Below are 22,142 nucleotides of genomic sequence, written 5' to 3' on the forward strand. Positions count from 1 at the left end.
CACCGTTGCGGGTCACCGGTCACGATCGTCTGCATGGTCTGGCTCCTCGGGCCGGTGGTGTCGGGACGCGGTGTCGACAACCGACCGTAGGGGCTCGACCACGCCCGGGCTGCCCGTTTGCGTCAAGAGCCGAGATATTCGCGGCTCCTGCCCCCGCGCTGACGGCACATCCCGCCCGAATGATGTCTATCCCTCAATGTCGTTGGTAGGGTGCTGCGGTGCCTCCCCCTGCCACCGTCGGCGCGCCACCGGGCGACCGCTCCCTGACCTCAGAATCCACGCCCTCCACCGCCCGACAGGTGCGGCGCGCACGCTTCAGCGAGTCCGGTCTCGCGTGGCTGATGCTGCTGCCCTCGGTGGGGGTCTTCGCACTGTTCGTGTTCTGGCCGCTCGGGCGGACCCTGTACCTGTCGGTGCACGGCAACGACATCTTCGGCGCCGCGTCGGAGTACGTCGGCGCGGCGCACTACCGGGACATGCTGTCCGCTGAGTTCGGCAAGGTGCTGGCCACGACGGCGCTGTTCACGCTCTTCTCGGTGGTGCCGGCCGTGCTGGGCGCGCTCTTCGTGGTGCTGCTGCTGGAGGCGCGCATCCGGGGCGTACGGGCGCTGCGCACCGCGTTCGCGCTGCCGTTCGCGTTCTCGGTGGCGACCGCGTCGGTCATCTTCGCCGTCATCTACAACCCGGCGATCGGGGTGGCGAACGGCCTGCTCGGCTCTCTCGGCTTCGACCGGGTCAACTGGCTCACCGACCCGTCGATCGCGTTGCCCGCCGTCTGCGCCGCTACGGTGTGGATGAACTTCGGCTACAACATCCTCGTGCTCTCCGCCGGGGTCTCGGCGATCTCGCCGGAGGTGGTCGAGGCGGCGCGGCTGGACGGCGCGACCGGGTGGCGGCTGGCGACGCGGATCACCGTGCCGCTGCTCTCCCCGCAGTTGTTCTTCCTCGTCGTGGTGTCCACGATCCACGCCCTGCAGAGCTTCGGGCAGATCCACATCCTGACCAAGGGCGGGCCGGACCAGGCCACGACGACGTTGGTCTACTCGATCTACGAGAAGGCGTTCGCCTTCGGCTCCTCCGACTTCGGCGCGGCCAGCGCGCAGGCCGTCGTGCTGCTGGTCATCATGCTCGGCTGCACGGCCGTCCAATTCGGCGTCCTCGAACGGCGGGTCCACTACCGATGAAAAAGCTCAACCTCGGCCGGGTCGCCGTCTACGTCGTGCTCGGCCTGGCGGCGATCCCCGTGCTGTTCCCGGTCTACTACGGCTTCGTCGGCGCCGTGATGGGCCCCGGCGACCTGGCGACCTATCCGCCCGCGCTGGTGCCGAGCGCGCTGCACTGGCAGAACATCACCGACGTGTTCCGCTCGGTGCCGCTCGGCCGCTTCTACGCGAACTCCGCCGTGCAGGCCGGGATCATCACCGTGGCGCAGGTCGTCACCAGCATCTTCGCCGCGTACGCCTTCGCGTTCCTGCGCCTGCCGGCGAAGGCGGCGACGTTCAGCCTCTTCCTCGCCACCCTCATGGTGCCGTGGGAAGCGATCATCATCCCCAACTACCTGGCCATCTCCGACTGGGGCCTGACGCGCGGCGGGCTGACGTACCTCGGTCTGGTGCTGCCCTTCCTCGCCTCGGCGTTCGGCACCTTCCTGCTGCGGCAGGCGTTCCTGCAGTTCCCGACCGAGCTGCGTGACGCCGCGGTGATCGACGGGTGTGGCCACTGGCGGCTGCTGTGGCGGGTGATCGTGCCGCTGTCCAAGCCCTCCATCGCGGCGGTCGGGGTCTACGTCTTCCTCTCGGCGTGGAACCAGTACTTCTGGCCGCTGATCCTGATCCGCGACACCGAGTTCCAGACGCTGCAGATCGGCATCTCCCAGCTCAACGACGCCGAGGCGGCGCAGCCGGGTCTCGTTCTCGCCGGCGTCGCGTTGTCCCTGATCCCCACGCTGGCCGTCGTGATCTTCGGCCAGCGCTACATCGTCCGCGGGCTGACCGCCGGGGCGCTGCGTTGAACCATCGAGAAGGAGAACCAATGAGAAGACCTCGGCTCCGCCGGACCGCGGCGGCGTTCGTCGCCGTGGTGGCCGCCGCCGCGCTCACGGCCTGCGGCGACTCCGGGTCCGGCACCGACGGCGGCAGCGGCGCGCTCGACGCGCCCGGCGCCGAGGTGCTGGAGAAGGCCACGGACAAGACCACCATCGAGTTCTGGCACGCGATGAAGGGGGCCAACGCCACCGCCGTCGACCAGCTCGTGGCCGACTTCAACGCCCAGAGCGGCGGCAAGGTCGAGGTCAAGGCGGTCTTCCAGGGAAGCTACGACGAGACGATCGCGAAGTACAAGGCGTCGGTGCAGCAGAAGAGCACGCCGGCCCTGGTGCAGATCTACGACATCGGCAGCCGCTTCATGGTCGACTCGAAGCAGGTCGTGCCGATGCACAAGTTCATCGAGAAGGACGGCTTCAACGCCGGCGACATCGAGCCGAACATCGCCAGCTACTACTCGGTCGACGGCAAGCTCTGGTCGATGCCGTTCAACTCCTCGACGCCCCTGCTGTACCTCAACAAGGAGGCGTTCGAGCGGGCCAAGCTCGACCCGACGAAGCCGCCGAAGAACCTCGACGAGATCGGCGAGCTGGCGAAGAAGCTCACGGTCAAGGACGCCAGCGGCAAGACCGTCCAGTACGGCTTCAACGCCGCCATCTACGGCTGGTTGGTGGAGCAGCTGCTCGCCACCGACGGCAAGGAGTACTGCGACAAGGGCAACGGGCGCAGCGGCCTGGCCACGAAGGTGCAGTTCGACCAGGAGACGGCCGTGCGCGTCGCGCAGTGGTGGACGGACCTGGTGAAGGGCGGCTACGCGACGAACACCGGCCGCAAGACCGACGACGCCCAGGCCGCCTTCAAGTCGGGCACGGTCGCCATGCATCTGGAGTCCACCAGCGTGCTGCGCGGCTACGTCGACGCCGCGAAGGGCAAGTTCACCGTGCTCACCGCCCCGTACCCGAAGGTGAGCGCCTCCTCCACGGGCGGACCGATCATCGGTGGCGCGTCGCTGTGGATCAACGGCGTCGGCCACGACGACAAGGAGAAGCGGGCCGCCTGGGAGTTCGTGAAGTTCGCCTCCGGCCCGGTCGAGCAGGCCAAGTGGCACACCAGCACCGGGTACGTGCCGATCAACGCCAAGGCGCTCGACGAGCAGATCGACAAGGACTGGATGGCGAAGTTCCCCCAGTTCCGCACCGCCGTCGACCAGCTCCACGCGCTGCCGCCGTCGGTCGCGTCGGCCGGCTGCCTGCTGGGCGTGATGCCGCAGGCCCGCAAGGCCTCCGAGGACGGCCTCGAGGCGGCCATCGTCGGCAGCAAGCCGGCCGAGCAGGCCATGAAGGACGCCGCGGCGAGCGTGCAGGGCGCCATCGACAGCTACAACAAGTCGGTCAGCTGACCACCGCACCGCGCTGATCGTCGAGAAGGGCCAGTTCCGCCGGGACTGGCCCTTCTCCGCTGCCGCCCCCACGTCGTGGGGTGCGGGCGGATCCTATGGTGGGCTCTGCCACCGATCGAGGGAGAGACCGTTGTCACCGTCGTACCGCCCGCCCCGTTCGTGCGTCGCAGGGGCGGCCCTGAGCCTGCTCGTCGGGCTCGCCGCCTGCACCGCGCCACGGGCGGAGCCGCCCGAGCGGCCGGCGCCGGGGATCGCGGTGACCCAGGAGAGCCTGCGCGGCGGCGGGACCGGAGCGGAGGGGGAGGGCCCGGAGCCCACCTGGTCGGTGACGGCCAGGCGGCTCGACCAGCCGTTGACGCAGCTCGGCCAGGTCGTCGTCGTGCCGGAGGCGCGGGAACTGCGGGCGGTGGACCGCTCCACGGGGCAGGACCGCTGGCGTCACCCGTTCCCGATGGCCTACCAGTACGCGGTCGCCGGCGATCTGATCGTGGTCAGCGCCAGCAACGGAGGGTTGCTGGAGGTGCTCGACGCGGCCACCGGCGCCACCCGTTGGCGGGCCGAGGACACCCAGGACGTCGTCGTCCAGCAGCAGGTCGTGTACGACCGCGAGTGCGTCGGCACCGGACAATCCGCGAAGTGCGTCGTCGTCGCCCGGGACGTCCGCGACGGTCGCCAACTGTGGAAACTGCCCGCCGACCGGTTCGCCCGGGTCAGCGACGAGGCGCTCGGCGTCCGCGCGCCGTATGCCGCGCCCACCCAGCGGTACGTGTCGGTGCGGCTGAACGGGCGTACCTACACGAGCGTCGCGCCCACCACCGGCAAGGCCGGCGCCGGACGCCTGCCGAGCCGGGCCTGGCACGGCTTCGTGGCCGGCAACCTGCTGGTGACCACCGACCACGACCCGCCCCGGGACGACCGGCGGTGCACTGTCAGCATCGCCACCGTCGACGCGGCCACCGGCGCCGGAGGCTGGTCCGGCGAGGTCTTCAGCGGGCGTCGCGAGGACGGCGAGTGTGCCAAGCGACTGGCGCACGACCGCAGCGGGCTGACCCTGATCGGGGCCGGCACCCGGCTCGTCGCGGTCACGGACGCCGGCCGGCCGCAGATGATCGACCTGCGGACCGGTAAAGCGCAGTGGGAGGGTGTCGCCCCCGGCGTACCGATCGACGGGGACGACCGGTCCGTGCTGGTGCGGCGCACCGCCGACGAGGGCGAGCTGGCCCTGCTCGACATGGCCACCGGCGCGACGCGGTGGAGCGCGCCGGACCCGGGACTGTCCGGCACCTCGGCGAGCTGGCGGTCGAGCGTGACCGGACGCCTCGTGGCGGTCAGCGGCGCGGTGGAGCAACGACCGGTCGTGCTCGTCTACGACGTGTCGACCGGTCGCCAGCTCGGCCGGTACCCCGGTTGGCTCGCCGGCGCCGGGGACGACTGGGTCGCGGTGAGCCACTCCGGAGGCTCGGACGGGATCGCACTGGACCTGTACGTCTTCTGACCGGCGCGGCGGGCCGGTCCCGGGCCGCCCGCCGCGTTCACCGCCGCCGCGCCCTAGTTCCAGCGGAACAGGAGCGCGGCGACGGTCGCACCGACGACTGCGGTGATCGCCAGACCCGCCAGGTTCGATGCGTCGACCGAGGTCCCCGCCCAGGCGCTGGAGAGCGCCTCGACGGTGGCGCCGAACGGCAGCCACGAGGCGGCCCGGGCCACCGGTTCCGGCAGGGAGGCGGTGCCGCCGAACAACCCGCCGACGGCCCCGAGGGCGAAGAAGGCGATCAGGCCGATGGCGACCGCCGAGTTCGGGGTGGGCGCCACCGAGGCGACGATCAGGCCCAGCCCGTACATGGCGGCCACCGAGAGCCCGACCACGGCGAGCGCCATGCCGACGTGGGCCGGCGGACGTGCGCCGAAGCCGACGACGGCGACGGCGTACGCCAGCCCGATCCCCACCAGCACCTGCGCCAGGCTCACCACCAGTTGGGCGACGAGCACCATCGCCGGCGACGCCGGAGTGACCGCGAGCCGGCGCAGCACCCCGCTGCGGCGGTAGTAGGCCAGGAAACTCGGCATGTTCACGATGCCGATCGTGGCGAGGACGATGGTGAAGACCAGCGGAAGGACGAAGAGGTCCAGCGCCGAGCGCCCGCCGGCAACCTCCTGGTCACCGGCGGCAGCGGCGTTCATGACCAGGATCAACAGCGGCAGCCCTATCGGTACGACCAGCCCGGCCGTGTCCCGGACGACCATCTTCGCCTCGCACCCGATCAGGGTCAGCCACGAGCCTGCCCCGGGTCGTCGTACGGTCACCTCGTTCATGCGTCCTCCTCCGTGACGAGTTCCTTGCCGGTGAGGCGGACGAACGCCTCCTCCAGGTTCGCGGTGCCGGCCCTGGCGGCCAGCCCGGCCGGGGTGTCCAGGGCGACGATCCGGCCGGCGTCGAGCAGCACGACCCGGTCGCAGAGCCGTTGGACCTCGTCCATGGCGTGGCTGACCAGCAGCACGGTCTCGTCGCGCAGCCCCTCCACACCCGCCCAGATGCGCCGGCGGGCACGGGGATCCAGCCCGGTGGTGAGTTCGTCGAGGATCACCACCCGCGGTCGGCCGACCAGGGCGAGGGCTATGGAGAGGCGCTGCTGCTGGCCGCCGGAGAGCTTCTCGAACCGCGTCCGGGCCTGCCCCCGCAGCTCGACCAGGTCGAGCAGTTCGTCGGCGGGGCGCGGATCGGGGTAGAAGCTGCGGTAGAGGCCGAGCAGCTCACCGACGGTCAGGGCCGCGTGCAGCTCGGCCTGCTGCAACTGCACGCCGAGCACCTGACGTACGGCGGCGCGGTCCCGGCGCGGGTCCCGCCCGAGCACCCGGACGCGTCCCCGATCGGGGACCCGCAGGCCGGCGATCAGCTCGATCATCGTGGTCTTGCCGGCCCCGTTGACGCCCAGGACGCCCAGCACCTCGCCGGGAGCCACCGTCAGGCTGACGTCTTCGACGGCGACGACGTCGCCGTACCGTTTGTAAAGGTTCTCGACCTCGATGGCGGGTTGGCTCATGCTCTCCATGCTGGTCGGCGCCACCCGCCCGCCGCCTGTGCCGGAGGTCAGCCCCGCCGCCCATGACTTTCGGCACCCGTGGCTCGCCGGCCGCGGCGGCTAGGGTTGCCGCATGCGGCGGCTCGGGCTCGATGAGTGGTCCGGCCTGGTGATGCTCGTCGTGTGCGTGGGCGTCGGGTCGCCGGTGATGCTCGGCCTGGTCGAGCCGGACATCCCGGCGCCGGTGTGGGTGGGGCTCTTCGTCGTCACCCTGGGCGCGGCGCTCGGCGCCGTGGCCGAATGGGGAGCACCCCGGACGAGGTGGGCGGCCTACGGCACGGCAGTGGTCGCCGGCTGGGGCGTGGTCGCGACGGCCCCCCGCGCCGGCATGCTGCCGATCCTGCTGGTGGTGATCGCCGCGCTCGGGCCGGAGACCCTCCGGCTGCCGGTCAACCTGCTGGTGGTGGCGCTGAACACGGCCGTGATCGCCCTGACCGTCGGCCGGGTCCACGACGACCCGGTCGCGCCGCTCGTGTCCGGGGTGTTCTACGGGCTGATCCAGATCGCCACGACGTTCAGCGTGACCGCGGTCCGCCGGGAGCAGCAGCACCGTCGGGAGCTGGCCCGGGCGCACGTGGAGCTGCGGGCGGCCAGCCTGCTGTTGGCCGGGTCCGCCCGCACGGCGGAACGCCTGCGCATCTCCCGTGAGCTGCACGACCTGCTCGGTCACCAGCTCACCGTCCTCACCCTGGAGCTGGAGGCGGCCCGGCACCGTGCGGGCGACCCGGCGCGGGAGCACGTCGAACGGGCCGGCCGGGTGGCCCGGGAGGTGCTCGCCGACGTGCGCGACACCGTCAGCGCGCTGCGCGCCGGGTCCGCCGCCGACCTCGCCGAGGCGCTGCGCGACGTCGGCCGCGACATCCCCGGGCTCGACGTGACGGTCGAGGTGGGCGAGGACGTCGAGCCGAACGAGGAACAGACCGCGGCGCTCGTGCGGGCCGTACAGGAGATCATCACCAACACTCTGCGGCACGCCTGCGCGGGCGAGCTGCGAGTCACGATCGTCCGCCACGGTGCGGCGATCCGACTGACGGCGGTCGACGACGGGCAGGGCGCGCGGGGCGTGGTCCCCGGCAACGGGCTGCGGGGCCTCGCGGAGCGGTTCGCGGCACTCGGCGGGGAGATCGCGTACGACGGCAGTGCGGGCTTCCGGGTGACCGCTCGGATGCCGGCCCGGTGACCGGCATGCTCGATCCGGCCGGCCCGCGCGGCCGAGACGACATGACCAGGGTGGTCGTGGTCGACGACCAGACGCTGGTCCGGCAGGGCATCCGCACCCTGCTCGACATGGCGGGCATCGAGGTGGTCGGCGAGGCCGACGACGGCGAGGCGGCCCTGGCCGCGATCGACGCGACACGGCCCGACGTCGTCCTGCTCGACCTGCGCATGCCGCGCCGGGACGGCATCTGGGTCCTCCGACGGCTCCGCGAGCGCGGGGCGGACGTGCCGGTGCTGGTGCTCACCACCTTCGACGACGACACCCTCGTCCTCGACGCGTTGCGCGCCGGAGCGCGGGGCTACCTGCTCAAGGACGTCACGCTGGAGCAGCTGACCCGGGCGGTCGAGACCCTAGCCGCGGGGGGAACGCTCATCGCCGTGTCGATCACCGATCGGCTCCTGCGCGCCATCCGCTCGGCGCCGTCCCCGGTCGGGGTGAGCGCTCCGCCGTCGCAGGACCTCACCGAGCGGGAGCTGGACGTGCTGCGGCTGGTCGCCGAGGGCTACACCAACCGGGAGATCGCCGGCCTGCTCTTCCTCGCGGAGGGCACGGTCAAGAACCACGTGTCGGCCATCCTGCTCAAGCTCGGCGCCCGGGACCGCACCAACGCGGTGCTGCGGGCGCTGCACGAGGGCGTCCTGCGGTAGGACCGACCGGGACCCGTCCGCCGGTGCGTCCGGTCGTCGCGCGGCGGGGGACCCGACGCTGTGGTCCCCGGCCTGCACCGGCCGGGGACCACACCGGAACTACCTGCTACTTGGCGGCGGCGGACGGCCGCGGCTTGACGCGGAACGAACCCAGGATGATGTGACGCATCTGTGCACCTCCTCTCAACTGGTGGTGGTCAGAGACCGGGCGTGTTCGAGGGCGTCCGTCAACTCGTCCTCGTTCACGACCAGCCGTTCTGTCAGCAGGCAGGTGCCGACCGGCGTCGTCACCAGGCTGCTGCCGGCCCTGCGGTGGACGTCCACGCGGGAAGCGGCGCCGGGCCGCTCGTCGAGCGGAAATCCGAAACTGAGCCGGTGTACGCCCTGCCGGCCGGGGCGGCGCATGTCCTTCTCCCGGCGTGCCAGCGGCCGGAGCGCGTCGGCGGTGTGCCGCCAGCGCTCGGACACGCTCACCCACTCATCCGTACGGACGACGAGCTGACGCAGCTCGGGGGCGAGTGCCAGGCGCACTGCGTGTTCGCAGATCACCTCGGTCAGGTCGTCGCCCAGCCGCTGCTCCAGGGTCTCGGCCAGGACCAGCAGGTCCAGCAGGTCCTTGATCCGGAACTTGCGCTGGAACCGCTCCTCGGCCACGGCGAAGAGCCCGCACAGGTCGTCCTGTTCCACCGGCGCGACGCGCACCGGGACGCCACGAAGGTCGCCGGCGAAGGTGAACGTGGTGACGTCGGCGCCCATCGGCTTGTCGAGGTGCGGCTCGGTCGCGGGCCACTTCATCGCCACGCCGACGTGCGGCTCGTCGAGCCCCTCCAGGATGCTGACCGCCTGAGGTACGGCCCCCCAACGGTCGACCAGATCCCGTACGCAGGACCACAGGACGTCCTGGTTGGGGGCGAAGAGGTCGACGTCTCCCGACTGCCGCAGTAGCCCACGGGGATAGTGCCGGGCGATGCACGGGCCCTTGAGGACCGTCGCCCCGTACCGGCCGGCCAGCTCGGCGCCGGTCGCGTGGAGGGTCTCGACGCGCTGCTCCCACCGGCGCAGGTACGCGCCCTCCGCCTCGTTGAGCTCGACGCCCCGGGCCACCGCGGAGGAGAGCCAGGTGGCGAGGATCCCCTTGCGGTTGGCCATGTCGGCGACCCGCCAGGTGGGCAGGTCCGGCGGTGCTCCGAGCAGGCGGTCCACGACATCAAGATCGATCATGAAGATCATCAGCCTCACCGCGAGATCGGTCCATCGCGGTGAGGCTGACGTCGTCGGCCATATTTTCTCGATATCCGCTGCCGGTCGACGGTCGGCAGGGCCCCGGAGGGCGGGTGGCGACGGACGGCGTGACGCGCCACGGCGAGGACCTCGCCGTGGCGCGTCGCCGCGTCAGCGCAGGCGGCCCTCGATGGCGTCGATGATGCGCGGGCGCAGTTCCGCCGCGCGGATGACGGCGTCGACGGAGCCGACCTCGACCGCCCGCCGGATGTTGTGCACCCGGTCGAACTCGGCGGCCACCTCGCCCAGCTTCTCCACGCGCACCGACGAGCGCAGCTCGTCGAGCTCCGCGGTCAACGCCGCGCGGTCGGTGCCGGAGGCCGCCGCGACGCGGGCCTCCAACTCCCGCACGCGCGGGTCGGCCGCCGTACGGGCGTTGACGTCGCCGGAGAACACCACCGCGGCGGCGGGGGCGCCGCCGAGGACCGAGGCGAACGAGCCCTCCAGCGCGAGCACGGTCATGTTCGGGTTCAGCGCCTTCGAGAACACCACGAACGCGCCACCGTGGTACCGCGAGATCACGCAGAACACGATGGGCCCGCGGAAGTTCACGATCGCGCGGCCGATCTCGGCGCCGTACTCCAGTTGGAGATTGCGCATCGACTCGGGCGAGCCGTCGAAGCCCGACAGGTTCGCCAGCACCACCAGCGGCCGGTTGCCGCTGGCCGCGTTGATCGCCCGCGCGGCCTTCTTCGACGACCGCGGGAACAACGTGCCCGCGGTGTAGGTGTCCGGGCCGTCGGTGGGCGGGAAGCCGCGCCGCGGCACCGACCGTGACTCGATGCCGATCAGGCACACCGGCATGCCACCGAGGTGTACGTCCTGCACCGCCACGGTCTCCGCGTCGGCCATGCCCGCCCACCGTTCCAGCACCGGGTGGTCCTGGTCGGAGAGCGCCCGCATCACCGTCCGGATGTCGAACGGCTTCTTGCGGTCCGGGTTGGCCTCGGCGGAGAAGATCTCGCCGACGGTGGTGAAGTCGCTGCCCGCCACGACGTGCGGGAAGGCGGAGACGTCGCGGTCGACCGGGTCGGTCGTCCGCGCCCGCCGCGGCCCCTGCTCGCCGGGCGCGACGTACGTGTGCTCGTAGTGCGCCATCAGCACGTCCCGCGCCGCGGCCAGGTTCGGCGCCCAGTACTGCGCCTGCCCGTTCGGGCCCATCACCCGGTCGTAGCCGCCGATGCCGAAGTTGTCCTCGGCCGACACGCCACCGGAGAAGTCGAGCGACTGCTTGCCGGTGAGCACCATCGCCGAGTCCGGCGTCATCACCAGAATGCCCTTGGTGTGCATCAGCATCGTCGCCTCGGCGTTCCAGTACGGCTGCGCCCCGACGGTGATGCCCGCGACCACGATGTTGATCTCGCCGCCGTCCTGGGTGAACTCGACGATCCGCTTGAGCGCCGCGGCCACCCAGTCCATGTTCTCCGTGCCCGACTGCATGGAGATCCGGGCGCCGGCGGACAGCGCGTACCACTCCAGCGGCACCTGCATCCGCTCGGCCAGGTCCAGCGCGGCGATCACGCGGCGGCACTCCGGCTCCGACAGCGCGCCGAGCGCCTTCGTCGGGTCGCCGAGCAGCACGACCCGGGTGACGCCCTGCGGGTGCCGCCGGGTCGGCGTGGTCACCACGCCCGCCACGATCGCCGCGCTGTTGCGCCCCTTCGGCCGCTCCACCGGGACCAGCGCGTGGTCGTCATCGAGGTCGTGCTCGACGAAGGTGCCGAGCAGGCCGGTCAGCTCGTACGGGTAGACCGCGTTGCGGCTGCTCGCGCGCAGCACCTTCTGCCGGTAGTCGTCGAGCGGCTCGACCGGCTCGTCCGACGGCTCGCCGACGGTCAGCGCGGTGCCGCCCGTGGCGTCGAACGAGACGCGTACGGCGATCTTGGTCAGCTCGCCGGTCCGGCGGTCGCGCTGCCGCGCGATGAACAGGATCTCCTCCAGCCCGGCGCCCGCGGTCGTGGGCAGCACCCGCCGGGCGATCATCTCCAGCTCCGCGCGGGTGAGGTCGCTCGGCGGCCAGACGTAGACCACGATCCGGTTGGTGCTGAAGCGCTTCCTCGACGGCCGCCGCGACTGCGCGCGACGGATCGAGTCGAGACAGGTGGCGAGGACGTCCTCGGCGGTGGGCAGCGCCACCAGCCGCCCGTCGTGCTCGCGCAGCTCGGTCAGGTCACGCACCTGCGCGAACGCGACGAGGCGGTCGTCCGACGGGTTCTCCCGCGCCACGCACTGGAAGAGGTAGACCTCCTCGTCCGACGACGGCAGCCGCGTGAGGTCGAACTTGCTCAGCCGCTCCATCTGCATCCGCTGCGCGATGTACGGGTGCAGGCCGCGGATCAGCCGCTCCTCCATCATCCCGATGGTCGACGGGCGGAACGTGAAGTGGTGGTGCATCACCGCGCCGCTGCGACCCGCGACGGTGGTGGTGAGCCTGCGGACCTGGTTCGGCAGCGGGTGCGCGCTGACGACCTCGTGCAGCGCCGCCGCCATCGCGTCGAAGTCCGCCGGCTGGTTCTCCCACGCCAGATAGATGTCGACGTCGATGGCGTCGTGGCCGCTCGCCAGCTCAGCGAGGCCGCGCAGCGCGCTGCCCAGCGCGTCGAAGCCCACGGCGGCGGAGACCACGCACGAGCCCGTCCGCTCGGCGACCACGAACGTGCAGCCCTCGACCTCGCTGGTGCGTACGCGGTTGAGGTCCTTGTTGCCGTAGTAGCGCCGGGTCAGCACCTCCAGCATGACCGCGTTGTCCACGTCGTCGCGGACCAGCCGCTGGCCGAGCAGCCGCACCAGCGGCTCGGTGGAGCGCACCATCTCGGCGACGCGCTCGGCGCGGTCCGGCGCGTCCGGGTGCGCGTCGAGGTGGCGCAGGTGCCGGCGCACGTCGGCGTAGACGCGGGCGCGGTTGCGGCGCAGCAGCGGCTGGGCGAACCAGGCGAACACCACGCCGCGCGCGAGGTCGCAGACCACCGGGAAGCGGACCTGCGTCGCGGCCACCAGCCGCTCCAGCGCGAGACCGGCGGGCTCGCGCAGCGACTCGTCCGGCGGCGGCTCCCGCAGCCAGGCGCGCAGCAGCGTCGCGACGACCGTGGCGTCGGCGGACGCGCGTTGCAGGGCGAGGAAGATCCGGAACACGGCGGCTTCGAGCTCGGGGCAGCGCTCCAGCTCGGTGACGCCGTAGTGCCCGAGCGCCTTGGCGAGCTTGGCCTGGAACGTCTCCGGCAGCCCGGCCCGGTCCACGTCGAGGTACTGCAGGTAGGTGTGGAAGTACTCGCGGGCGCTCGGCACGTGGCCGGCGCCGCCGCCGTCCTCGCCCGTCGGCCGGTTGCGGCTGAGCTCGGTGAGGTCGGCGAACACGTCGATGAGGCCGAGTTCCTCGGCCAGCGGCCGGTGACCGTCCTCGGTGGCGGCCCGGCGCGCGGCGAGGTAGTCGTCGAGCAGCCGGCGCTCGTCGTGCGGGTCGACGTCGAAGCCGAGCAGCAGGCTGCGCAGGTCCTCCTGGCCGCGCGTGGCGCGCTCCCGCGCCGGGATCCTGGCGGGCGCTTCGGGCAGGTCCAGCTCGACGGACTCGGTCGCCGCGGTCTCCCCGGCCTCGGCGTCGTCGGCGAGCGGCTCCAGCCGCAGCAGCGGCGCGCCGGTCTCCACCTGGGTGCCCACGGAGACGACGCATTCCTTCAGCCGCGCCTTGAACGGCGCCCGCAGCACCGTCTCCATCTTCATGCTCTCCAGCACCAGCACCGGCGCGCCCGCCTCGACCTCGGCGCCGACCTTCAACGGCGTGGCGACGACCAGCGCGGGGCTGGGCGAACGCAGGACACCGCCCTCGTCGCGGGTGACCCGGTGCGCCACGCCGTCCACCTCGACCAGGTGGATCGGCCCGTGCGTGCCGATGAGCAGGCGGTAGCGGGTGCCGTTGACGACGACCTGCCCGGTGTGCCGGTCGAAGCGGTCCAGCTCGACGTCGGCGGTGCGTACGGTGCCGCCCGCTTCGACGCCGACGCGGAACCGGTGTGCGCCGACCCGCGCGACGCGCACGCGGTAGTCGACGCCGCGCAGCTTGAGGTCCAGCGGCCGGCCGCTCTCGTGTTGCACCTGCGGGCGGCCGCCGAACGCCGTCGACAGCAGCCGCTGCCGCTCGACGCGCTCCTCCTCCTCGTACGCCTCGATGGCGGCGGCCGCCAGCGCGACGGCGGAGTGCCGGTGCGTGACCAGCCTGCCCTCGCCCCGGACGCGGTCGATCCAGCCGGTGTCCGCGCTGGCGTCGATCACCTCGGGCTGGTCGAGCAGGTCGAGCACGAAGCTCTTGTTCGTCGCGCCGCCCTCGATGATCACCGTGGTCTGCGCCATCGCCCGGCGCAGCCTGCCGAGCGCCTCGTCGCGGTCGCGGCCGTAGGCGATGATCTTCGCGATCATCGAGTCGAAGTCGGCGGGGATGGTGTCGCCCTCGCTGACGCCGGTGTCCACGCGGATGCCCGGCCCGGCGGGCAGGTCCAGCCGCGCGATGCGGCCGGGGGAGGGCGCGAAGTCGCGGTCGGGGTCCTCGGCGTTCAGCCGGGCCTCGATGGCGTGCCCGCGCTCCACCGGCGGCTCGCCCTCGAGCCGCCCGCCCGACGCCACGTGCAGCTGCGCCCTGACCAGGTCGAAGCCGGTGGTGGACTCGGTGATCGGGTGCTCGACCTGGAGGCGGGTGTTGACCTCCAGGAACGCGAACAGCCGGTCGCCGGGGTGGTAGAGGAACTCAACGGTCGCCGCGCCGCGGTAGCCGACAGCGACGGCGAGCCGTTCGGCCGACGTCTTGAGCTCGGCCGTCTGCTCAGGACCGAGCACGGGCGACGCCGACTCCTCGATGACCTTCTGGTTGCGCCGCTGCACCGAGCAGTCGCGGACACCGAGCGCCCACGCGGTGCCCTGGCCGTCGGCGATCACCTGGACCTCGACGTGCCGGGCGCCGGTGACCAGGCGTTCCAGGAACACGACGCCGCTGCCGAACGCCCGCGCGGCCTCCTGGCTGGTGCGCTCGTAGGCGTCGGCGAGCTCGGCCTCGTTGGTGATCACGCGGATGCCGCGCCCGCCGCCGCCCGCGGTCGCCTTGAGCATCAGCGGGTAGCCGATCCCGGCCGCCGCCGCCAGGGCGGCGTCCAGGGTCTCGACCGCGCCGCGGCTCCACGGCGCGACCGGTACGCCGACCTCCTCGGCGATCAGCTTCGCACCGATCTTGTCGCCCAGCTTGCGCATGGCGTCCGGGCTCGGTCCGACGAAGGTGACGCCGATCCTCTCGCACAGCTCCGCGAACGCCGGGTCCTCGGCGACGAAGCCCCAGCCGACCCACGCGGCGTCGGCCCCGCTCTCCACCAGCGCGCGCTCCAGCACCTTCAGGTCGAGGTACGGGCGCGCGGACGCGGGACCGAGGTCGTAGGACAGGTCCGCCTCGCGGACGAAGGTGGCCGTACGGTCGACGTCGGTGTGCAGGGCGACGGTCTCGATCCGTGTCCCGGTCTCCGCGGCGATGTCCCGTACGGCGTGGATGAGCCGCATGGCGGCCTCACCACGGTTGACGATGGCGACACGACTGAACACCGATCGAGCCCTCCTTTTAGACCAATGATGCGCGGGCCGCGACGCGGCGGCACCTTCGGCAGTGTCCACCCTCGTGCCTGTGGATCAAAAGGTCAGGGGTCCGAATCCGTTCGGCGAACGGACGACGTTGCGGCGTTGACCAGCCAAAACGCCTGACACAACCGTGATCGTTTCCCGGCATGTGTTGCGGCCGTCCACTTCGTGGGAGGGTGATGCGCCCGGGGCGCGCTTATGTTACTGGCGGGTTCGTGTCGAACGGTGTCGCGACGGAGCCTCAGCCGGGACCGGTGCCACCGTCGACGTCGCCGAGGAGCGGGCCCGGGACACGCATCCGCCACGCGTCGGTGACGAGCTCCGTCAGGCGGTCGACGTCCACCTGCGCCAGCCGCAACATGACCAGGGGTAGCCCCTCGTACGAGGGCGTGGTGAAGAAGACCTCGGGCTCGCCGAGGAGCAACGCCTGCTTCTCCGCCTCGTCGCCGACGTAGAGCACCGCGACGTCCGTCCGGATCAGGCGCGACGTGCCGGGTCTGCGCTCGGGGTAGGACCAGACGAACCCCTTGTCGGCGACCCGGAAGTCGAAGCCCTCGCTGTCGATCTCGACCACGTGCGGCAGCGCCAGCGCCAGGTGCCGGACGTCGTCGGCGTCAGCCATCGGGGTCGCTCCGCACCATCGTTTCCCACACCCGCGCAGATTAGCTGCCACGGGTGACAACATGGTGCTGGCGCGAGGGCCCGACCGGCGGGACCCGGCCGCGCGCAGCGGCTCCGATCGCCGTTCGGCCGCCGCCGCCCGACTGTGAACTCCGTTACCTCGCCGCCCGGCGGGAATGAGATCACCGGATCCGGATTTGGAGCCAGATGTGACTCCTGCACTCTTCCCAGCCCGGCTGCCCACCGACCGGCCGGCGGCGAGCCGATGACGGCCGCCGTCGACGCCCCGCAGGGGCCGGCAGCCCCGCTGACGCCCGGTGACCTGATGAGCCCCCGGCAACGCCTGCGGCTCGTCCTCGTCCTCGGGTCGCTGATCGCGGTGGGTCCGCTGACCATCGACATGTACCTGCCCGCGCTTCCCACGATCGTCGACGAATTCCAGACCACGTCGGCGGCGGTCCAGTTGACCCTCACCGGCACGCTGGCGGGCCTCGCCCTCGGCCAGTTGCTGATCGGCCCGCTGTCCGACGCCGTCGGCCGGCGCGCGCCGCTGATCGCCGGCATCGCGCTGCACGTCATGGCGTCGCTGCTCTGCGTCGTCGCGCCGAGCATCGCGGTTCTCGGCGCGTTGCGGGTGGTGCAGGGCCTCGGCGTCGCCGCGGCCTCGGTGGTCGCGATGGCCGTCGTCCGCGACCTGTTCGACGGTGCGGCCTTCGCGAAGCTGCTCTCCCGGCTGCTGCTGGTCATGGGGGCGGCGCCGATCCTCGCGCCGACCCTCGGCGGCGGGCTGCTGCGCTGGACGGACTGGCGCGGCGTCTTCGTGGCGCTGGCCGCCTTCGGCGTGCTGCTCGTGGTGGTCGCCGCTTTCGGCCTGCGCGAGACGCTGCCCGCCGAGCGGCGCCGGCGCGGCGGCGTGGTCGCGACCATCGGCGTGTACGGCGCGCTGCTGCGCGACCGCACGTTCGTGGGCCTGGTCCTGGTCGCCGGGCTGGCCATGGCCGCCCTGTTCGCGTATGTCGCCGGGTCGTCGTTCGTCTTCCAGGACCAGTACGGCCTGGACGAGCAGCAGTTCGGGTTGGCCTTCGGGGCGGGCGCGGTCGGGCTGATCGCGGCGACCCAGTTCAACGTACGGCTGCTGCGCCGCCACCCGCCGCAGCGGATCCTCGTGGTCGCCCTGGCCGCGGGGAGCGTGGCCGGACTGGCACTGCTCGCCTTCGCCGTGACCGGGTTCGGCGGGCTGCCGGCCCTGCTGGTGTCGTTGTGGGTGGTGCTCGCGGCGGCGGGCCTCGCGATGCCGAACGCGCCGGCCCTGGCCCTGTCCCGCCACGGCGAGGCGGCCGGCACGGCCTCCGCCCTGCTCGGCGCCGTGCAGTTCGGCGTCGGGGCGCTGGCCGCACCCCTGGTGGGCGTCCTGGGCACCGGCGCGGTCGCCATGTCCGTCGTCGTCGCGGGGGGCATGCTGGCCGCGACGGCGGTCCTGTTCGTCGTCGTGCGACCGTCCCGGCTCGCCGGCCTGGAGCCGGACGGGGTGGTCGTGGCAGCGCACTGAGCGGGCTCGGAAAGCAGTTGTCGGCGGAACGGGTGGCGGCCTAGCCTGCTGGCTGTGCACGCCCCCTGCCGGCGGATGCGCCGGGTGCGCCGGTGAGCAGCCGCCTTCGTGAGATCGCCCGACAGACGGTGGCTATCGCCGAGTCGGGCCGGTACCGCAACGGCGCCGGCGACGAGGTCGTCATCGGTGCGCAGGTGCGGGCCGCGGTCGCCGGCACCCGCCACCACCTTCCCGACGGGACGCTCACGATCGGCGACACGCGGGTCGGGGCCGGCGACGTCGAGGTGACGTACGAGTCGACGTTGCAGGCGGCCCGCCGGCTCGGTCCGGATGCGGCGTGTCTGGTGTTCGCGTCGGCCAAGAACCCGGGCGGCGGGTTCCTCGGCGGGGCGAAGGCGCAGGAGGAGAGCGTCGCACGATCGTCGGCGCTCTACCCGTGCCTGCTCGCCGCGCCCGACTTCTACGCGTTCCACCGCGGCCAACGCGACCTGCGGTACAGCGACCGAATCATCTACTCCCCGGGCGTGCCGGTGTTCCGCGAGGACAAGGGCGGGCTGCTCGATGTGGCGTACCAGACGTCCTTCCTCACCGCCGCGGCGCCGAACCTCGGCGCGATCGTGCGCAACCAGCCCGCGCACGCCCCCGACGTGCCGGCGGTGCTGCGCCGGCGTGCGCGGCGGGTGCTCGAGGTGGCCGCCGCGCACGGGCATCGGACGATCGTGCTGGGCGCGTGGGGGTGCGGGGTGTTCCGCAACGACCCCGCCACGGTGGCGGACGCCTTCGCCGACGCGCTGCGGATGGTGGACCGGTTCGACCGGGTGGTGTTCGCCATCCGCGACAACCGGTCGGGCACACCCGTGTACGGCGCGTTCGCGGAACGCTTCAGCACCTTCCCGCCGGGGCCGGCAGGCGACGCCCGTCGGGGTTGAGTGGCTCACCCGCCGGCGCCGCCCAGCCCGCCGGCGCCGTGGTCAGCGTGGCTGCTCGGCGAGGTCCCGGATGCCCTGCAACGTGCCGGTCATGGCGTCCCGCAGGGCGTCCAGCCGGCGTGCGATGACCTGCTCCTCGTTCTCCGGGGCCCGGTCGATGACCAGGCTGAGCCCGGTGCGGCCGGGGCCGATCCGCACGGAGTGGGACAGCCGGCACCCGCCGCCCTCGGCGGTGAGGCGGTACTGCCAGGTGGCACCCGGTTGGTCGAGGTCGGTGGGGCCGCCGCCGAAGCGGTCGTCCGGGTCGAGCACCACCCAGCCGAAGACCCGTGGCGCGTCGAACCGCACGACGTGCGAGATGGTGCGCCACTCGCCCAGCGCCGGATGGTGGTTGTGCCCCTCGAACCGGGCGCCGAGCGTCGGCCCTTGGCTGCCGTCCAGCCAGCGCACCCGGCGCAGCTCCGGACTGAACCGCGCGGGCAGCTCGATGTCCGTGACCAGCTCCCACACCCGGGCGGGATCGGCTGCCACGTGCAGGTCGCACTCGACCGCCGGGCCGTCGACGTAGCGCACGGCATCCTCCTTCGTGTCCTTCACTGACTTCCGGTCCGCGCGCCGCACCCACCGTCGTAGGACGGGCGACACCGCACCGGACAAGGATGGCCCGTCCGGGGCCGACCGCGCAGCCCCGCACGCTCACGTGTCTCGATGCCGACGATCGACGCGCATCGCGACGGCCGGCGGTCGACCCGCCCGATCGCCGGGGCTGCACGCCGCTCCGCCGGCTGCCGCGATCCGGCGTCGCGGTCATGGCGGCGGCGTAAACGGGTATGCCGCCGCATGGGAACCGAGGTCGTCGTGGTCGGCGCCGGCTTCTCCGGGCTGGCCGCCGCGCTCGCGCTGGCCCGCGCCGGGGTGCGGACGCGGGTGCTGGAGGCGCGCGACCGGGTGGGCGGGCGGGTGCTCACCCGGTGGCTGGCCGACGGCACCCAGCTCGACCTGGGCGCCCAGTGGGTCGGCCCCACTCAGGACCGGGTCAACGGGCTCCTCGCCCGCTACGGGATCGCCACCTTCCCGTCCGCCGCGCACGGCGCGTCGCCGGTGATCTTCCCCGACGGCCGGCACGCCGGTGCCCCCGAGGCCGCCGCGCGGGTCCTCGATCTGCTCGACGCGTACGCCGAACGGGTCGACCCGGTCGCGCCGTGGGCGGGGGCCGAGGCCACCGAGTGGGACCGTACGACGCTGGCCGGCTGGCTGCGCACGGCCGCGCCGGACCCGGCCACCGCCCGGTACCTCGGGCGGCTGCTCGCGGGCGGGCTGCTGGCCGCCGGCCCGGACGAGATCTCCGTGCTCCAACTGGCGTTCTACCTGCGCTCCGGCGGCGGCAGCCGGGCGCTGCTCGCGATGGTCGGCGGCGCGCAGCAGGACCGGATCGTCGGCGGACCGCCGGTGCTGGCCGAGGCGCTGGCCGCCGCCCTCGGCCCGGACGCGGTGCGGCTGTCCGCGCCCGTGCGGGCCATCGCGCAGGACCGTGCCGGGGTGGTCGTGCACACCGGCACCGACCGCCTCGAGGCGGACGCGGTGGTGGTCGCCGTGCCGCCGACGCTGGCCGGGCGCATCCGGTACGACCCACCGCTACCGCCCCTGCGCGACGCGCTCACCCAGCGGATGCCGATGGGCTCGGCGATCAAGGTCCACGCGGTCTACCCGGAACCGTTCTGGCGCGCCGACGGCCGTTCCGGCGTCGCGTTCTGCCTCGCCGGGCCGGTGACCGAGACGGTGGACAACAGCACCCCGGCCTCCCCGCGCGGGGTGCTCACCGCGTTCAGCTACGGCCCGGAGGCGAACGCGCTGCGCCGGATGCCGCCGCGGGAGCGCAGGGCGCGCCTGCTCGACGCCCTCGCCGCCGTCGCCGGCCCGGCCGCCCGGCGGCCCGAGGAGTTCGTCGAGTACGACTGGTCGGCCGACGAGTGGACGCGCGGTTGCTTCTGCGGGGTGCCGACCCCCGGCTCCTGGTGCGGCTACGGCCCGGAGCTGCGCCAGCCGGTGGGACGGGTGCACTGGGCCGGCACGGAGACCGCCACCCGGTGGGCGGGTTACCTGGACGGGGCGATCGAGGCCGGCGAGCGGGCGGCTGCGGAGATCCTGGCGCGGACGGGCGGCTGACCCGCCCGGACACCCCGCGAACCTGCTCGAAGGTGGCCGATGTCTGTGCGACGATCGTCGGACGTCGTGCCGTCCGGTCCGCCCCGCCGGTCCACCCACACACCGATCTCTGGCAGGCATGCGGGAAGGCCCCCACCTCGTACCCCTTGGAGAGCACGATGTCCTTGTCCCCGGCCCGGGTCCTCGCCGCGCTGAACGCGGTGCGGCCACCCGACCAGCCGTCGCCGGTCATCGGCAGGGCCGTCGTGGTCGGCGGCAGCGTCGCCGGGTTGCTGGCGGCCCGCGTGTTGTCCGACTACGCGGAGAGCGTCGTCATCGTCGACCGCGACGATCCACACGTGACCGGCGGTCGGCCGGGCGTGCCACAGGGATCGCAGCTGCACGCGCTGCTGCCCGGCGGCTTCCTCCAGCTCGAACGCCTGTTTCCGGGATTCCGCGAACGGGCCGTGGCCCGGGGGGCGATCGAGGCGCCACCGGCGGCCAGGCGGAACTACCTCGACGGCCGGCTGAAGGTCGTCGTACCCGACGACGCCGACAGCCTGGCGGGTACCCGGCCCCTCCTGGAGGGGCTGATCCGCGAGCAGGTGCTGCGGCTGCCCAACGTCAAGACGGTCACCGCCCGCGCCACGGGTCTGGTGTGCGACGGCGGCGTGGTCACCGGCGTCCACTGCGAGACCGGCGGGGCGACGGGCGTCGAGTCGGGTGACCTCGTGGTGGACGCGATGGGACGTTCGAGCAGGCTCTCCGAGTGGTTGGAGCAGGCCGGCTGGGACCGGCCCGCGCTGCGGCGGATGACCGTGGACCTCAACTACGCGACCGCGCTGTTCCGGCGTCCGGAGGCGGAACCGGAGGCCACGGTCGTCCTGGCACTGCACACCGCGAGGATGTCGTCGGACGTGGCCGGCGCCGCGTTCTTCGCCGTGGAGGACGGCCGGTGGATGGCCATGATGGCCGGCTACGGCGCCAACCGCCCAGGGCGCACGGCGGACGACTTCGTCCGCCGGCTGCGGGAGCAGTTCCCGCCGGAGTTCGGCGAGGTCGCCGCGAACGAGATGCTCGGCGAGGTGCAGACCTACCGCCACGCCGACAGCCGGCGACGCGACTTCCACGGGCTGAGGCGCCTGCCGGCCGGGCTCGTCAGCGTCGGCGACGCGGTTGCGTCGTTCAATCCGGTGTACGGGCAGGGGATGACGGCGGCGGCGCTGCACGCGGCCTGCCTGTCGGCGTACCTGCGGTCGGGCCCGGACCTGGGCGCGCCCGCGCGCCGGTTCTTCGCCCTGCAGAAGGTCGTGGTCGACGTCGCCTGGTCGATGTCGACCTCCGCCGACCTGGCGCTGCCGCACGTCGACGGGCCCTACCCGCGCGGCTACCGGCTCTCCAGTTGGGCCAGCAGGCAGATCGTCACGGCGACCGTCACCGACGTGCCGACCGCCCGGCGCTTCAACGAGGTCGTCTCCATGCTTGCGCACCCGAGCTCGCTGGCCACCCCCGGCGTGCTCCTGGGCGCGCTGCGCGCCAACCGACGGGCCCGCTGACCACGCCGTCCGCCGCCCCGACCGCCCGCGTCCGGGGCGAGGCTGCGCGTCCGGCCGGGGTTCCTTC

Annotated in this window: 16 protein-coding genes; 10 read left to right on the top strand and 6 right to left on the bottom strand. The window is 72.9% G+C overall.

Going from position 1 to position 22,142, the window contains the following annotated elements:
• The first annotated feature begins 218 nt into the window (after positions 1–218).
• The 4 genes from ACLQ20_RS10280 to ACLQ20_RS10295 all read left to right on the top strand — a co-directional run bounded on the left by ACLQ20_RS10280 (position 219) and on the right by ACLQ20_RS10295 (position 4,936).
• Positions 219–1,184: a carbohydrate ABC transporter permease gene (locus tag ACLQ20_RS10280; protein ID WP_425855149.1), complete on the top strand. Its 966-nt coding sequence runs from the start codon at positions 219–221 to the stop codon at positions 1,182–1,184.
• On the top strand, positions 1,181–2,011 hold the full coding sequence (locus ACLQ20_RS10285; RefSeq protein WP_311414101.1) for a carbohydrate ABC transporter permease: 831 nt from the start codon (positions 1,181–1,183) through the stop codon (positions 2,009–2,011). Before ACLQ20_RS10280 ends, ACLQ20_RS10285 begins: the two co-directional genes overlap by 4 nt.
• A 20-nt stretch (positions 2,012–2,031) precedes the next feature.
• Complete coding sequence (locus tag ACLQ20_RS10290) at positions 2,032–3,441, top strand: ABC transporter substrate-binding protein (protein ID WP_311414102.1); 1,410 nt, start codon at positions 2,032–2,034, stop codon at positions 3,439–3,441.
• A gap of 130 nt (positions 3,442–3,571) precedes the next feature.
• Positions 3,572–4,936 (top strand): PQQ-binding-like beta-propeller repeat protein, encoded by a 1,365-nt coding sequence (locus ACLQ20_RS10295; RefSeq protein ID WP_425855151.1) that lies wholly within the window; start codon positions 3,572–3,574, stop codon positions 4,934–4,936.
• Positions 4,937–4,989: 53 nt separating this feature from the next.
• Here ACLQ20_RS10295 and ACLQ20_RS10300 read toward each other — a convergent pair whose 3' ends face one another.
• On the bottom strand, positions 4,990–5,754 hold the full coding sequence (locus ACLQ20_RS10300) for an ABC transporter permease (RefSeq protein ID WP_425855153.1): 765 nt from the start codon (positions 5,752–5,754) through the stop codon (positions 4,990–4,992).
• The gene (locus ACLQ20_RS10305; protein ID WP_425855155.1) at positions 5,751–6,482 is read right to left on the bottom strand and encodes an ABC transporter ATP-binding protein; all 732 of its coding nucleotides are present in this window, start codon (positions 6,480–6,482) and stop codon (positions 5,751–5,753) included. The genes ACLQ20_RS10300 and ACLQ20_RS10305 overlap by 4 nt, the downstream gene beginning before the upstream one ends.
• Before the next feature lie 112 nt (positions 6,483–6,594).
• Between ACLQ20_RS10305 and ACLQ20_RS10310 the strand changes: the two genes are divergently transcribed.
• Positions 6,595–7,701, top strand: coding sequence for a sensor histidine kinase (locus ACLQ20_RS10310; protein WP_151454910.1), 1,107 nt, complete (start codon positions 6,595–6,597; stop codon positions 7,699–7,701).
• 41 nt (positions 7,702–7,742) lie between these two features.
• The gene (locus ACLQ20_RS10315; RefSeq protein ID WP_425855157.1) at positions 7,743–8,387 is read left to right on the top strand and encodes a response regulator; all 645 of its coding nucleotides are present in this window, start codon (positions 7,743–7,745) and stop codon (positions 8,385–8,387) included.
• Between the two features lie 183 nt (positions 8,388–8,570).
• Here the strand turns inward: ACLQ20_RS10315 and ACLQ20_RS10320 are convergent, their stop codons facing one another.
• From ACLQ20_RS10320 to ACLQ20_RS10330, 3 genes are all read right to left on the bottom strand, one after another.
• Positions 8,571–9,617 carry a hypothetical protein gene (locus ACLQ20_RS10320; protein WP_425855159.1) on the bottom strand — a complete coding sequence of 349 codons (1,047 nt, stop codon included), beginning with the start codon at positions 9,615–9,617 and terminating at the stop codon, positions 8,571–8,573.
• Positions 9,618–9,779: 162 nt separating this feature from the next.
• Entirely contained in the window at positions 9,780–15,242 is a 5,463-nt protein-coding gene (locus ACLQ20_RS10325) for a carboxyl transferase domain-containing protein (RefSeq protein WP_425855161.1), read from the bottom strand.
• Between the two features lie 274 nt (positions 15,243–15,516).
• Entirely contained in the window at positions 15,517–15,897 is a 381-nt protein-coding gene (locus ACLQ20_RS10330; protein ID WP_425855163.1) for an MmcQ/YjbR family DNA-binding protein, read from the bottom strand.
• A gap of 324 nt (positions 15,898–16,221) precedes the next feature.
• Between ACLQ20_RS10330 and ACLQ20_RS10335 the strand changes: the two genes are divergently transcribed.
• Both ACLQ20_RS10335 and ACLQ20_RS10340 read left to right on the top strand, forming a co-directional pair.
• A complete protein-coding gene (locus ACLQ20_RS10335) occupies positions 16,222–17,445 on the top strand; it encodes a multidrug effflux MFS transporter (RefSeq protein ID WP_425855375.1) in 1,224 nt (407 codons plus the stop codon).
• A gap of 92 nt (positions 17,446–17,537) precedes the next feature.
• Positions 17,538–18,374 carry a TIGR02452 family protein gene (locus ACLQ20_RS10340; RefSeq protein ID WP_425855164.1) on the top strand — a complete coding sequence of 279 codons (837 nt, stop codon included), beginning with the start codon at positions 17,538–17,540 and terminating at the stop codon, positions 18,372–18,374.
• Between the two features lie 42 nt (positions 18,375–18,416).
• On the opposite strand, the gene ACLQ20_RS10345 is transcribed toward ACLQ20_RS10340, so the two are convergent.
• Positions 18,417–18,947 carry an SRPBCC family protein gene (locus ACLQ20_RS10345; RefSeq protein ID WP_151454916.1) on the bottom strand — a complete coding sequence of 177 codons (531 nt, stop codon included), beginning with the start codon at positions 18,945–18,947 and terminating at the stop codon, positions 18,417–18,419.
• Positions 18,948–19,214: 267 nt separating this feature from the next.
• On the opposite strand from ACLQ20_RS10345, the gene ACLQ20_RS10350 reads away from it, so the two are divergent.
• The gene (locus ACLQ20_RS10350; RefSeq protein ID WP_425855165.1) at positions 19,215–20,540 is read left to right on the top strand and encodes a flavin monoamine oxidase family protein; all 1,326 of its coding nucleotides are present in this window, start codon (positions 19,215–19,217) and stop codon (positions 20,538–20,540) included.
• 158 nt (positions 20,541–20,698) lie between these two features.
• A complete protein-coding gene (locus ACLQ20_RS10355) occupies positions 20,699–22,075 on the top strand; it encodes an FAD-dependent oxidoreductase (RefSeq protein WP_425855167.1) in 1,377 nt (458 codons plus the stop codon).
• The last annotated feature ends 67 nt before the right edge of the window (positions 22,076–22,142 follow it).

The sequence above is a fragment of the Micromonospora sp. DT46 genome, from assembly GCF_049841735.1.
Taxonomy (GTDB): domain Bacteria; phylum Actinomycetota; class Actinomycetes; order Mycobacteriales; family Micromonosporaceae; genus Micromonospora; species Micromonospora reichwaldensis.